This window comes from Hydrogenophaga sp. GW456-12-10-14-TSB4, from assembly GCF_059424305.1.
Map to the genome: position 1 here is coordinate 20,381 of NZ_JBWKZH010000015.1, position 12,772 is coordinate 33,152.

The 12,772-nt window shown below is 69.9% G+C and carries 11 protein-coding genes and 1 riboswitch; of the genes, 7 read left to right on the plus strand and 4 right to left on the minus strand.

Annotation, left to right across the window (positions count from 1 at the left end; translation table 11 throughout):
* Positions 1-11 precede the first annotated feature (11 nt).
* Positions 12-2,756, minus strand: a complete 2,745-nt coding sequence (metH, locus tag AC07ZS_RS09950; RefSeq protein ID WP_494798436.1) for a methionine synthase — start codon at positions 2,754-2,756, stop codon at positions 12-14.
* A gap of 30 nt (positions 2,757-2,786) precedes the next feature.
* Positions 2,787-2,883: riboswitch (S-adenosyl-L-homocysteine riboswitch) on the minus strand.
* Between the two features lie 67 nt (positions 2,884-2,950).
* On the opposite strand from metH, the gene AC07ZS_RS09955 reads away from it, so the two are divergent.
* The 5 genes from AC07ZS_RS09955 (at position 2,951) to AC07ZS_RS09975 (ending at position 8,582) form a co-directional block, all read left to right on the plus strand.
* Positions 2,951-4,516 carry a sigma-54 interaction domain-containing protein gene (locus tag AC07ZS_RS09955; protein ID WP_494798437.1) on the plus strand — a complete coding sequence of 522 codons (1,566 nt, stop codon included), beginning with the start codon at positions 2,951-2,953 and terminating at the stop codon, positions 4,514-4,516.
* Positions 4,517-4,711: 195 nt separating this feature from the next.
* Positions 4,712-5,602 (plus strand): sulfurtransferase, encoded by an 891-nt coding sequence (locus tag AC07ZS_RS09960; RefSeq protein ID WP_494798438.1) that lies wholly within the window; start codon positions 4,712-4,714, stop codon positions 5,600-5,602.
* 36 nt (positions 5,603-5,638) lie between these two features.
* A complete protein-coding gene (locus AC07ZS_RS09965) occupies positions 5,639-6,214 on the plus strand; it encodes an OsmC family protein (protein WP_494798439.1) in 576 nt (191 codons plus the stop codon).
* Positions 6,211-7,362 (plus strand): acyl-CoA dehydrogenase family protein, encoded by a 1,152-nt coding sequence (locus tag AC07ZS_RS09970; RefSeq protein ID WP_494798440.1) that lies wholly within the window; start codon positions 6,211-6,213, stop codon positions 7,360-7,362. The genes AC07ZS_RS09965 and AC07ZS_RS09970 overlap by 4 nt, the downstream gene beginning before the upstream one ends.
* Positions 7,359-8,582 (plus strand): FAD-dependent oxidoreductase, encoded by a 1,224-nt coding sequence (locus AC07ZS_RS09975; RefSeq protein ID WP_494798441.1) that lies wholly within the window; start codon positions 7,359-7,361, stop codon positions 8,580-8,582. Before AC07ZS_RS09970 ends, AC07ZS_RS09975 begins: the two co-directional genes overlap by 4 nt.
* Positions 8,583-8,591: 9 nt before the next feature.
* Here the strand turns inward: AC07ZS_RS09975 and AC07ZS_RS09980 are convergent, their stop codons facing one another.
* Positions 8,592-8,993, minus strand: a complete 402-nt coding sequence (locus tag AC07ZS_RS09980) for a transcriptional regulator (protein ID WP_494798442.1) — start codon at positions 8,991-8,993, stop codon at positions 8,592-8,594.
* A gap of 135 nt (positions 8,994-9,128) precedes the next feature.
* On the opposite strand from AC07ZS_RS09980, the gene AC07ZS_RS09985 reads away from it, so the two are divergent.
* A complete protein-coding gene (locus tag AC07ZS_RS09985) occupies positions 9,129-9,851 on the plus strand; it encodes a hypothetical protein (protein ID WP_494798443.1) in 723 nt (240 codons plus the stop codon).
* Here the strand turns inward: AC07ZS_RS09985 and AC07ZS_RS09990 are convergent.
* Both AC07ZS_RS09990 and AC07ZS_RS09995 read right to left on the minus strand, forming a co-directional pair.
* Positions 9,835-10,875: an RNA methyltransferase gene (locus tag AC07ZS_RS09990; protein WP_494798444.1), complete on the minus strand. Its 1,041-nt coding sequence runs from the start codon at positions 10,873-10,875 to the stop codon at positions 9,835-9,837. The genes AC07ZS_RS09985 and AC07ZS_RS09990 overlap by 17 nt on opposite strands.
* 25 nt (positions 10,876-10,900) lie before the next feature.
* The gene (locus AC07ZS_RS09995) at positions 10,901-11,806 is read right to left on the minus strand and encodes a LysR family transcriptional regulator (protein ID WP_494798445.1); all 906 of its coding nucleotides are present in this window, start codon (positions 11,804-11,806) and stop codon (positions 10,901-10,903) included.
* A gap of 86 nt (positions 11,807-11,892) precedes the next feature.
* On the opposite strand from AC07ZS_RS09995, the gene AC07ZS_RS10000 reads away from it, so the two are divergent.
* Complete coding sequence (locus AC07ZS_RS10000; protein ID WP_494798446.1) at positions 11,893-12,768, plus strand: pirin family protein; 876 nt, start codon at positions 11,893-11,895, stop codon at positions 12,766-12,768.
* Positions 12,769-12,772: the final 4 nt, after the last annotated feature.

Sequence of the window (12,772 nt, forward strand, 5' to 3'; positions counted from 1 at the left end):
GTTCGCCGTCCTCACAGGTTCGGCGCGAGCCAGCGCTGCAGCTCGTTGCGCGCCACCGCGCTGCGCTCGGCCAGGTCGTCCACCTGGTCGTCGCCGATCTTGCCGACGTTGAAGTAGGTGCTCTGCGGGTGGGCGAGGTAGAAACCGCTCACGCTGGCCGCCGGCGTCATGGCCAGGCTCTCGGTCAGGCCCATGCCGATGTCCTCGCACTGCAGCACGTCGAACATCGCGCGCTTGACGGAGTGGTCCGGGCAGGCCGGGTAACCCGGCGCCGGGCGGATGCCCTGGTACTTTTCCTTGATCAGCTCTTCGTTGCTCAGCGCCTCGTCGGCCACGTAGCCCCAGAGGTCGGTGCGCACGCGGTGATGCATGCACTCGGCCAGCGCCTCGGCCATGCGGTCGGCCAGGGCCTTGAGCATGATGGCGGAGTAGTCGTCGAGGTCGTCGAGGAACTGCTTTTCCTTCTTCTCCACGCCCAGGCCGGCGGTCACGGCGAACATGCCCACGTAGTCGTCGGCTGCGCCCCGGGGCGCGACGAAGTCGGACAGGCAGCGGCTGGGGCGCATCACGCCATCGATCTCGTGCTTCTCGGCCTGCTGGCGCAGGCCGTGCCAGGTCAGGGCCACGCTGGTGCGGCTTTCGTCGGTGTAGAGCTCGATGTCGTCGTCGTGCACGGTGTTGGCCGGGTACAGGCCCACCACCGCGCTGGCACTGAGCCAGCGGCCTTCGATGAGGCGCTGCAGCATGCGCTTGCCGTCGCTGAACACGCGCCGCGCCTCTTCGCCCACCACCTCGTCCTTCAGGATCTCGGGGAAGGGGCCGGCCAGGTCCCAGGTCTGGAAGAACGGGCCCCAGTCGATGTACTTGGCGATCTCGTTCAGGTCGAAGTTCTTGAACACGCGCTTGCCGATGAACTTCGGCTTCTGCGGCGTGTAGGCCTTCCAGTCGATCGGCGTCTTGTTCAGGCGCGCGCGCTCCAGCGGCCACAGCGGCACCTGCTTCTTGTTGGCGTGCTGGGTGCGCACGCGCTCATAGTCGGCGTTGACTTCGGCGATGTAGGCCGCGGCCTGGTCGGACAGCAGGCCCTGCGCCACGCTCACGCTGCGCGAGGCGTCGGGCACATAGACCACCGGGCCGTCGTAGTGCGGCGCGATCTTCACCGCCGTGTGCACGCGGCTGGTGGTGGCGCCGCCGATCAGCAGCGGGATGCCCTTGCCGCGGAAGTGCTCGTCCTTCTGCATCTCGCCGGCCACATACTGCATCTCCTCCAGGCTGGGCGTGATCAGGCCCGAGAGGCCCACGATGTCGGCGCCCTCGGCCTTGGCCATGGCCAGGATCTCGTGGCAGGGCACCATCACGCCCATGTTCACGACCTCGTAGTTGTTGCACTGGAGCACGACGGTCACGATGTTCTTGCCGATGTCGTGCACGTCGCCCTTGACGGTGGCGATCACGATCTTGCCCTTGGGCTTCACGTCGCCGCCGGCCGCCTGCAGGGCCAGCTTCTCGGCCTCGATGTAGGGCAGCAGGTGCGCCACGGCCTGTTTCATCACGCGCGCGCTCTTGACCACCTGCGGCAGGAACATCTTGCCCTGGCCGAACAGGTCGCCGACGACGTTCATGCCGTCCATCAGCGGGCCTTCGATCACGTTGAGCGGGCGCCCGCCGCCGGCCTCGATCTCGCGCCACATCTCTTCGGTGTCTTCGGTGATGAAGTCGTTGATGCCGCGCACCAGCGCGTGCGACAGGCGCTCACGGATCGGCAGCGCGCGCCATTCGTTCTTCTTGCTGTCGTCCTTGGCCGAACCCTTGGCGCTCTCGGCCACTTCCACCAGCCGCTCGCCGGCGTCGGGCCGGCGGTTGAGCACCACGTCCTCCACGCGCTCGCGCAGCTCGAGCTCCAGCTCGTCGTACACGCCCACCATGCCGGCGTTGACGATGCCCATGTCCATGCCCGCCTTGATCGCGTGGTACAGGAACACGGTGTGGATGGCCTCGCGCACCGGGTCGTTGCCGCGGAAGCTGAAGGACACGTTGGACACGCCGCCGCTGACCTTGGCACCGGGCAGGTTCTGCTTGATCCAGCGCGTGGCGTTGATGAAGTCCACCGCGTAGTTGTTGTGCTCCTCGATGCCGGTGGCGATGGCGAAGATGTTGGGGTCGAAGATGATGTCTTCGGGCGGGAAGCCCACTTCATCGACCAGCACGCGGTAGGCGCGTTCGCAGATCTCGACCTTGCGTTCGTAGGTGTCGGCCTGGCCTTTTTCGTCGAAGGCCATCACCACGGCGGCCGCGCCGTAGCGCTTGACGAGGCGCGCCTGGCGCTTGAACTCGTCCAGGCCTTCCTTCATGGAGATGGAGTTGACGACGCCCTTGCCCTGCACGCAGCGCAGGCCGGCCTCGATCACCTCCCACTTGGAGGAATCCACCATCACCGGCACGCGCGCGATGTCGGGTTCGCCGGCGATCAGGTTGAGAAAACGCACCATCGCGGCCTTGCTGTCGAGCATGGCCTCATCCATGTTGACGTCGATGATCTGGGCGCCGTTCTCGACCTGCTGGCGCGCCACGGCCAAGGCGTCCTCGAAGCGGCCTTCGAGGATCATGCGGGCGAAGGCCTTGGAGCCGGTGACGTTGGTGCGCTCGCCGACGTTGACGAACAGGCTGCCCGGCTCGACGCGCAGCGGCTCCAGGCCGGAGAGCAGCATCGGCGGCACGAGGGAAGACGGGGACGGAGAAGCGGATTCGGAGGACATGAGGCTCACCAAGGCAGTTTTCGAAAAACAGACCGGTGAGCGCCGTTTGGGCCTGTTCGCGCCCACTCAAGCCTGACGCACGGTGGAGGCTGAAAAACCCGCCGGCGCTGCAACGCTCCTTGAGAAGCGGCGATTTTAGCTCGCCAAGGAGGGCTTCGCCCGCCATTGGTGCGATGTTTGCTTGCCTCGCGCCCATGCCTTCCAGCCCCAGCGACCTCGACAGCCCCGCGACCGACTGGCACGCCCAGGAGCTGCTGCTCATGCGCGAGGTGATGAAGCTGGTGGGCCGCAGCCTGGCACCGGCCTTCGTGCTGCGCGAGATGCTGCACCTGATGAGCGAGCTGCTGGGCCTGAACCGGGGCCGCATGGTGCTGGCCCGCGAGACCGCGCCCGGTGAGGCGCGCACGGCCTCGGTGCGCCACGCCTACGGCCTCACGGCCGAGGAGGTGCAGCGCGGAGTGTTCCGCTGGGGCGAGGGCATCACGGGGCGCGTGCTGGCCACCGGCCTGCCGGCCATCGTGCAGGACGTGGACGCCGAGCCGCTGTTCCTGTTCCGCACCGTGCCGCGCGATCGCCTGCCGCCGCAGACGGTGGCCTTCATCGCGCTGCCGATCGAGGTCAACGGCGCGACCATCGGCGTGCTGGCCTGCCACCGCATCCGCAGCCGCCAGCGCCACCTCAACGACGACCTGGCCGTGCTGCGCATCCTGGCCACGCTGGCCGGGCAGCTGCTGCGGCTCGAACAGCTGGTGGCCGAGCAGACGCGCCAGCTGCTGGCGCGCAACGCCGCGCTGGCCCGCGCGCTGGACAGCGCGAGCGCGCGCTACGGCCTCATCGGCCGCTCGCCCGCGCTGCTGCAGGCGCTGGGCGAACTGGAACAGGTGTCGCAGTCGCAGGCCACGGTGCTGCTGCTGGGCGAGTCGGGCACCGGCAAGGAGCTGTTCGCGCGCGCGGTGCACCTGGCCAGCGGCCGGCACGACCAGCCCTTCATCAAGGTCAACTGCTCGGCGATTCCCGACACGCTGTTCGAGTCCGAGCTGTTCGGCTACGAGAAAGGCGCCTTCACCGGCGCGAACACGGCGCGCGCGGGCTGGTTCGAGCAGGCCCACGGCGGCACCATCTTCCTCGACGAGATCGGCGAGCTGCCGCTGGCCATGCAGTCCAAGCTGCTGCGCACCCTGCAGGAAGGCACGCTGGTGCGCCTGGGCAGCACGCGCGAGCTGAAGGTCAACGTGCGCCTGGTGGCGGCCACCAACCGCGACCTCGCGCACGAGGTGCAGGCCGGGCGCTTCCGGCAGGACCTGTACTACCGGCTCAACGTGATCCCGATCCGCCTGCCCAGCCTGCGCGAACGCGGCGAGGACGTGCGCGCGCTGGCCCTGCACTTCGTGAACCGGGCCAACCAGGCACACCAGCGCAACGTGAACCTCGCGCCCGACGCGCTGGCGCGGCTGGAGGCGCACGACTGGCCGGGCAACATCCGCGAGCTGGGCAACCTGATCGAGCGCCTGGTGCTGCTGGCCGACCACACCCTGGTGACGGCCGCCACGCTGGAGCGTTTCATGCCCCAGGGCACGACGGCCGCCGCCAGCGAGGCCGCGCCGCTGGTGCGCGACTACCAGAGCGCGCAGTCGCACAGCGCGCAGGCCCTGCGCGAGGCGCTGGCCCGGCACCAGGGCAACCAGTCGCGCGCGGCGCAGAGCCTCGGGTTGACGTTGCGCCAGTTCGCCTACCGGCTTCGCAAGGCCGGCCTGCGTTGAAGGGCCGCGCAATGTGTCGACAAAGTGTCGACACATTGAAGCCGGCAGCCCGGGTCCGAGGCCCTCGATGCACAGAAAAAATCCAATGAAAACAATCACTTGAGCTCAAAACACGGCAGGCTCACGGCACTGGCACGGCGGTTGCAAAAAGGGTCGGCAGGCAATCCCGCCGGCCCCCTATTTCGTGAGGTTTCCATGAGCATCGACGCCACCCTGATCGCCCCCGCCCAGTTGCAGGCCCTGCAGTCGTCCGAACCCGTGGTGGTCATCGACACCCGCGACGCCGAGGCCTTCGCCGCCGGCCACATCCCCGGTGCGGTGAACCTGCGCGAGGTCTTCACCTACCTCGCCACCTCCACGCCCGAAGGCCTGGAAGCCCTCAAGGCCACCTTCGCCGCCGCACTGGGCGCCGCCGGCCTCTCGGGCACCGAGACCGCCGTGTTCTACGAAGACGCGATGAACAGCGGCTACGGCCAGTCCTGCCGCGGCTACTACCTGTTGACCTGGCTGGGCTACCCGAAGATCAAGGTGCTCAACGGCGGCTTCAGCGCCTGGAAAGCCGCCGGTCTGCCCGTCTCCACCGAGGCCACCACCCCCGCGCCCGCCACCTTCCCCGAACTCGTCGGCAACGACGTGATGCTCACCCAGGCCGACGTGCAGGCCGCGCTCGGCACCGACACCGTGCTGCTCGACGTGCGCGACGTGGACGAGTGGATCGGCGACAGCTCCTCGCCCTACGGCAAGGACTTCGCGCCGCGCAAGGGCCGCCTGCCCGGCGCGAAATGGGTCGAGTGGTACCGCTTCATGAAGCCGTCCGCCCAAGGCCCGGTGTTCAAGACGCCCGACGAGGTGAAGGCCGAGTGCGCCACCGCCGGCATCGCGCCCGACGACACCGTCTACCTCTACTGCTTCAAGGGTGCGCGCGCGTCCAACACCTTCCTGGCCCTCAAACAGGCCGGCTTCAGCGATGTGCGCATGTACTTCGGCTCGTGGAACGAGTGGTCGCGCGACGACCGCCTGCCGATCGAGACCGGCCTGCCGTTGGCGAAGTCCACCAAAAAACCCAGCCTGGCACTCGCCGCCTGACTTCAACCATCCCGCTTTTTCAACCCTGGAGACCCCATGTCCGCCACCGCCACCCTCGCCCCCACCGCCCCCGTCAGCACCGTGAAGGCGTATCTGCGCCCGATCGACGGCGCCGGCCTCGCCGCCTTCGCCGCCAAGGGCAAGGCCAACCCGGCCAGCCGGGGCACCAACAAGGTCCACACCGTGATGGAGGGCCAGTACCGCTCGCTCTCCACCGTGGGCCAGCACGCCCCGGTGGTGGTGGACGAGCCGCTGCACCTGTTCGGCCAGGACACCGCGCCCGCCCCGGGCGAGATCGTGCTCTCGGGCCTGGGCGGCTGCCTGGCCGTGGGCATCACCGCGGTGGCGACCTGGAAAGGCGTGAAGCTCAGCCGGCTGGAGGTCTTCCTGGAAGGCGACATCGGCAACCCGGCCGCCTGGGGCGCCGGCGGCGCGCTGGAGAAAACGCCGCCCGAGATGGGCTTCCAGGCCATCCGCGTGAAGGTGCTTGTGGAGGGCGACGCCCCGCGCGAGGTCCTCGACGAGATCGTGCAGCACGCCAACTTCTACTCGCCCGTGGCCAACACGTTGCGCAACCCCATCCCCTTCACCATCGGTCTGGCGGACGCATGAACCCCCTCGACCTGCCCCGCGAGCTGACCCACGAGACACCGGCCGACGAGCTGCTGGCCGCGGTGCGCGCCGTGGCGCAGGGCCCGCTGGCCGCCGTGGCGGAGGCCATCGACCGCCAAGGCCACTACCCGCGCGAGGTGCTGCAGCAGCTGGGCGCGGCGGGTGCGTTCGGCGCCCACCTGGACGCTCCGGCGGGCCGTGCGGACTACGGCCTGGCCATCCGCGCCATGGCCGAGGTCTCGCGCGTCTGCGGCGCCACCGGCTTCATGGTGTGGTGCCAGCTGGTCTGCGGCCTGTACATGCAGGCCAGTGGCAACCCGGCCCTGAACGGCGAGGCGCTGCGCGCACTGGCCGGCGGCATGTCGCTGGGCGGCACCGCCATGTCCAACCCCATGAAAAGCTACGCGCAGATCGAAAGCCTGCTGCTCAAGGCCACGCCGGTGCAAGGCGGCCACCTCGTCAACGGCACCTTGCCCTGGGTCAGCAACCTCGGGCCCGGTCACGCGTGCGGCGCGCTCGCGGCGGTGGTGGACGGCCAGGGCGAGCCGCTGGGGCGGGAACTGATGTTCCTGCTGCGCTGCGATGCGCCCGGTGTGGAGCTGCGCGAATGCCCGAGCTTCTCCGCCATGGAAGGCACCGGCACCTACGCCCTGCGCCTCAAGGACGTGTTCATCGGCGCCGACGAGCACATGGCCGAGCCGGCCAGGCCCTTCATCGCGCGCATCCGCGCCGCCTTCGTGATGCTCCAGTGCGGCATGGCGGTCGGCGTGGCGCAGGGCGCCATCGACAGCATGTGGGCGGTGGAGGCGCAGCTGGGCCACGTGAACCAGTTCCTCGAAGACCGGCCCGATGCGCTGCAGGCCGAGCTGGACGCGCTGACGGCGCGCGTGATGCGCATGGCCGAAACACCGTTCGACGACCGCGCGGAATTCTTCATCGACGTGCTCGACGCGCGCGCCCACGGCGCCGAGCTCAGCCTGCGCGCCGCGCAGTCGGCCCTGTTGCACCAGGGCGCGCGCGGTTACCTGATGAGCTCGGACGTGCAGCGCCGCGTGCGCGAATCGCACTTCGTGGCCATCGTCACGCCGGCCATCAAGCACCTGCGCAAGGAAATCGCGCGCCTGTCCGCCGAGGTGATGCCCTCATGACCGCGCTCGCGCCCTACCAGTCGTACATCTGCGACGCCTGCGGCTACCTCTACAACGAAGCCGACGGCGACCCCGACGGCGGCCTGCCACCCGGCACGCGCTACGCCGACATCCCGGACGACTGGGCCTGCCCGCTGTGCGGCGTGACCAAGGCCGACTTCCGGCCCTACACCCCGCCCTCGCTGGACGCCCTGCGTGCCGCCGTCGCGCACCGTGCCCCGATGGCCGCTCGCGGCGCCGCAGGGGTGGTGATCGTGGGCGCGGGCCGGGCCGGCTGGCAGGTGGCCGAGGCGCTGCGCGCGCTCGACACCGACCTGCCGCTCACCCTGGTCAGCGACTGTGCGGGCGACCTGTATGACAAGCCCCTGCTGTCCGTCGCCCTGGCGCGCGGGCTGGCGCCCGGGGCGCTCACGAAGGAAAGCGGCCCCACGGCGGCCGCGCGCCTGAACGTGCGCCTGCTGGCCCACACGCAGGCCGTGCGCATCTGCCCCGACACGCGCACGCTGCGCACCACGCGCGGCAACCTGCGCTACGACCGGCTGGTGCTGGCCCACGGCGCCCAGGCCGCGCTGCCACCCGCGCTGCCCGCCGCCCTGTGCTGGCGCATCAACCACCTGGGCGCGTACAAGCGGCTGCGTGCCGCGCTGGGTGATTCGCCGAAGGACGTGGCCATCGTCGGCGCCGGCCTGATCGGCAGCGAACTCGCCAACGACCTCGCACTCGGCGGCCACCGCATCACCCTGCTCGACGTGCAGGCCGCGCCGCTGGCGCGCTGGCCCGCCGAACACGCGGGCACACCCCTGCTCGAGGCCTGGAAAGACCTGGCCATCCGCTTCGTGGGGAGCGTTCAGGTCGCGCAGCTGGAGCGCGTGGCCGGCCGCTACCGCCTCAGCACCGCCTGCGGCCAGCGTTTCGCGGCCGACCAGGTGATCGCCGCCGCCGGCCTGCAGACCCCGCCCCGCCTGGCGCACAGCGCAGGACTGGCCTGGGACAACGGCATCGCGGTCGACGCCGCCACGCTGCGCACCAGCGATCCGCGCATCCACGCCCTGGGCGACTGCATCGCGGTGAACGGGCAAGCGAGCCGCTACATCGAGCCCATCGCGCGGCAGGCGCGCGCCATTGCCGCCGGCATCTGCGGCGCGGCGCCGGCCCCTTACGAGCTGCGCGCGGCGGTGGTGCGGGTCAAGACCACCTCGCGCCCACTCACGCTGCACTGAGCGGCCCGCTCAGCCCTTCGGCTTGCCGTGCACCTGCACCAGGGCCTGGATGACCTCGCGCACCAGCTTGCGCTGCGGCACCGGCAGCTGCAGGTAGGCGTCGAACATCTCGCGCTCCTGGTAGCTCAGGGCCTCGTCCCAGCGCTTGCGCTGCTCCTGCACACGGCGGTGGACGGTCCGGCCGTACTGCAGCAGCTCGGGCTCCATCCGCAGGATCTCGGCCAGCACCACCAGCTTGTCCTGCCGGGGCATCGCCTGGCCGTTCAACCAGCGTGACGCCGCCTGGAACGACACCGAGGTGCCCCAGTAACGGGCGTTGAACAGGTTGAGCAGCACGCTGGGCTTGGGCTCCAGCCCCACCGCCCTCATCCCTTCGTGCAGCCGTTGGCCAAATTCGAGCTTCTGGTTCATGCACCGAACGCTAGTTTTCGGCTGCGCCCGAAATGAACTTTCTGTTGTATTCTTAATTCACTTATTGAGTGATTCACTCACCCAAAAACCACTTCCACCCGGAGGGACTCCATGGCGCAGGCTGTTGCACAACACATGACCCCCACCACCGAGGCGCTGCTGCGCTGGTGGTTCGACCCCCAAGGCATCGTCCCGCGCGGCGGCCTGTGTTTCAACGGCCGGCAGCGCCACGCGCTTCTGGACACCATCACCGCGCACGAGGCGATGGATCGGGTCGACCTGGAGCGGCAGCGGCCGGTCCACCGCCTGCACCTGACGCTCGGGCAGGACCAGATCCAGGTGCTGCTGGCACTGCTGATCTGGCAGCTGCTCAACGCCAACCATGCCCGGGCCGCGGGCATCGACGACCCGCGCTTCACGCGCCATTTCATCCTGGTGGGGCACCACGCCCGCATCCGCGAGCGCCTCTTCTGCGCGCTGCGCGGCGCCCCCTCGGACGCCACCGGCGCGCGCGACTTCAGCACCAGCGACCTGGCGCAGCAGGCCGCGATGCTGATCCCGCCCCGCCACCGGATCGAGGTGTGCGATTTCGTGCGCGCCCACATCCGCGGCACCGGTCAACTGCCCACGCACACCGACGGGGTGGGGGTGATCGTCATCTGCGACGGCCGCGTCGATGCCCTGGAAAACCTCGCGCGCCTGCGCCACGCGATGCTGTTCGACGACGAAACGCGCCCGCCCTACTGGCCCCGGGGCGAAGACGGGGCGCAAGCCATGGCCTGGCGTGGGCAACTGCGCCGTTTCGCCGCCGCCCGCCGCGGGCACGGCGTGCAGGTGGTGTTCACCGGGCGTCGCTGATCGCCAATGGGATGGTGCGCCGCGCGGGTTTCTCCGCGCGCGCGCGCAACTGCCCGCAGCCGCCCTCCACGTCCTGCCCGGCCGACTGCCGCAGCTTGGTGAGGATGCCGCGCCGGTGCAGGCGGCGCGCGATGCCGGCCGCCTGTTCCCAGCTCGGGCGCCGGTACGGCAGGTCGTCCACCGTGTTGTAGGGAATCATGTTGAGGATGGCGTACTTGCCGTGCAGCAGGCGCACCAGGCCCTCGATCTCGTCGTCGCCGTCGTTGATGCCTTCGAGCAGCGTCCACTGGTATTGAATGGGGTAGCCGGTGGCGCGCGCGTAGCGCTCGCCCGCGGCCACCAAAGCCTCGGGCGTCAGGCGTGGGGCGCGCGGCAGCAGCTGCTCGCGCAGATCGGCCTTGGTGGTGTGCAGCGAGAGCGCCAGCGCGGGCTTCACGCGGCCCTGCGGCAGGGCCTCGAACACGCGCGGGTCGCCCACGGTGGAGAACACCAGGTTCTTGTGGCCGATGTTGCCCACGGTGCCCAGCAGGTCGATGGCTTCGAGCACGTTGTCCAGGTTGTGCGCCGGCTCACCCATGCCCATGAACACCACCTTCTTCACCACACGGCGCGTGCGCGCCAGCGCCACCTGGGCCACGATCTCGGCACTGCCGACCTGGCGCACCAGACCGCCCTGGCCCGTCATGCAGAACACGCAGCCCACCGCACAGCCCACCTGGGTGGACACGCACAGGCCGTCGCGCGGCAGCAGCACGCTCTCCACCGTCTGGCCGTCGGCCAGCGCCACCAGCAGGCGCGCCGAGCCGTCCTCGCCCGGGTGTTCGGACCGCAGCACCGCCAGGCCCGCGAGTTCGTCGGCCAGCGCGGGCAAGGCCGCCACCAGCGTCGCGGGCAGGAAATGCTCGACCTGGCGCCGGCCCGCGTCCTGCGGCAGGGCCTGCGACCACAGGCGCAGCACGCGCTGCGCGTGGCGGGGGTTGGCGCCGAGCGCGCGCAGGCGTTGGCGGATGTCTTCAATGCGCATAAGGGGCAGAAGCTTAGCGCCGTGCTCAGCGCTCGAACAGGGCCGCGAGCTGGGGCCCGACTTCGTCGATGAAGTGGCGCAGCTTGGCCGGCACGAAGCGCTGGCTCGGGTAGACAAGGTGGATGGGGTCGGTGCGCGCGTGCCAGCCCGGCAGCAGCGGCACCAGCTCGCCGTGGTCCACCTCGCGCCGGCACACGTAGTCCGGCAACAGGGCCACACCCTGGGCATCGAGCGCGAGGCGGCGGATCGGGCGCATGTCGTTGGCGGCAAAGGCGCTGTGCAGCGGCACGTTCACGCGGGCCTTGCCGCGCATGAGCGTCCAGCTCTCGCGCCCGAGCGGGCTGAAACACAGGGCGGCGTGCTGCGTGAGGTCTTTGGGTGCGCGCAGCGCGGGCGCGCGCGCCAGGTAGTCCGGGTGCGCAAAGGGCGCCCAGCGCGCTTCACCGATCCGGCGCGCCACCAGGCTGGAGTCGGCCAGCTCGCCCGCACGCAAGGCCAGGTCCAACCCCTGCTCCACCAGGTCGAGCCGCGCATCGGAAAACACCAGCTCCACCGCCACACCGGGGTGGCGCGCCCGGTAGCCGCTGAGGATGCCGAGCAGCTGCTCGTCGCCCATGTCGATCGGCAGCGTGATGCGCAGCAGGCCCTGGGCCTCGTGCCGGCCGGCGTCGAGCTGCGCCTCGGCCTGCAGGATCTCATCGAGTCCGCGCGAGGCCTGGTGCAGGTAGGCCTGGCCGGCCTCGGTGAGGCGCAGCCGCCGCGTGGTGCGCTGCAGCAGCGTGACGCCCAGGCGCTGCTCCAGCCGCGACACGCGCACGCTCAGCGTGGACGTGGGCATACCCATGAGCCGGGCGGCGGCGCTGAAACCGCCGGCCTGCGCCACGCGCACGAACACCAGGGTGTCGTTGAGGTCGGGGATCTGATTGTTCATGTCATTGAAAAATGATTTGTGATCTTACCGACTTATCACGGGAACGCGGGCCCGGTAAAGTCCTCATTCACACAGGAGAACACCCCATGAAAACCGTTTCTTTCATCCAACGCAGCGCCGGCGGCCACTGGGTCGGCGACGGCTTTCCGGTGCGCAGCATCTTTTCGTACAACGGCGCGGCCGAGCGCTTCTCGCCCTTCCTGCTGCTGGACTACGGCGGCCCGACGAAATTCGAGCCCACCACGAAACGCCGGGGCGTGGGCCAGCACCCGCACCGCGGCTTCGAGACCGTGACCATCGTCTACGACGGCGAGGTCTCGCACAGCGACTCCAGCGGCGGCGGCGGCACCATCGGCCCCGGCGAGGTCCAGTGGATGACAGCCGCCTCGGGCATCGTGCACGAGGAGTACCACGGCGAGCACTTCGCGAAACAGGGCGGCCCGTTCGAGATGGTGCAGCTCTGGGTGAACCTGCCCGCGCGCGACAAGATGGCCGCGCCGGGTTACCAGGGCATCACGCGCGACCAGATCCCGCAGATCGACCTGCCCGATGGGGCCGGCACGGCGCGCGTGATCGCGGGCGAACTGCTGGGCACGAAAGGCCCGGCCCACACTTTCACGCCCATGCAGGTCTGGGACCTGCGGCTGAAGGCCGGCCACACCGTGACGCTGCCGGCGGCCGAAGGCCACACCACCGCGCCCTTCGTGCTGCGCGGCCGGCTGCGCCTGGCCGACGGCAAGGAAGTGACCGCGGCGCAGATGGCCGTGCATTCGCGCGACGGGCAGGACGTGAGCTTCGAGGTGCTGGAAGACGCCACCGTGCTCTGGCTGGCGGGCGAGCCGATCGACGAGCCCATCGTGGGGTATGGTCCGTTCGTGATGAACAGCGAGGCCGAGATCCACCAGGCCTTCGCCGACTTCCAGAGCGGCAAAATGGGCCGCATCGCCGGCGCCACGGCCTGAACCC

Coding starts and splice junctions, on each gene's coding strand:
- AC07ZS_RS09960 (WP_494798438.1), top strand. CDS start 4,712: ATGAGCATCGACGCCACCCTGATCGCCCCCGCCCAGTTGCAGGCCCTG.
- AC07ZS_RS09990 (WP_494798444.1), bottom strand. CDS start 10,875: ATGCGCATTGAAGACATCCGCCAACGCCTGCGCGCGCTCGGCGCCAAC.
- AC07ZS_RS09970 (WP_494798440.1), top strand. CDS start 6,211: ATGAACCCCCTCGACCTGCCCCGCGAGCTGACCCACGAGACACCGGCC.
- AC07ZS_RS09955 (WP_494798437.1), top strand. CDS start 2,951: ATGCCTTCCAGCCCCAGCGACCTCGACAGCCCCGCGACCGACTGGCAC.
- AC07ZS_RS09965 (WP_494798439.1), top strand. CDS start 5,639: ATGTCCGCCACCGCCACCCTCGCCCCCACCGCCCCCGTCAGCACCGTG.
- AC07ZS_RS10000 (WP_494798446.1), top strand. CDS start 11,893: ATGAAAACCGTTTCTTTCATCCAACGCAGCGCCGGCGGCCACTGGGTC.
- AC07ZS_RS09985 (WP_494798443.1), top strand. CDS start 9,129: ATGACCCCCACCACCGAGGCGCTGCTGCGCTGGTGGTTCGACCCCCAA.
- AC07ZS_RS09975 (WP_494798441.1), top strand. CDS start 7,359: ATGACCGCGCTCGCGCCCTACCAGTCGTACATCTGCGACGCCTGCGGC.
- AC07ZS_RS09980 (WP_494798442.1), bottom strand. CDS start 8,993: ATGAACCAGAAGCTCGAATTTGGCCAACGGCTGCACGAAGGGATGAGG.
- metH (WP_494798436.1), bottom strand. CDS start 2,756: ATGTCCTCCGAATCCGCTTCTCCGTCCCCGTCTTCCCTCGTGCCGCCG.
- AC07ZS_RS09995 (WP_494798445.1), bottom strand. CDS start 11,806: ATGAACAATCAGATCCCCGACCTCAACGACACCCTGGTGTTCGTGCGC.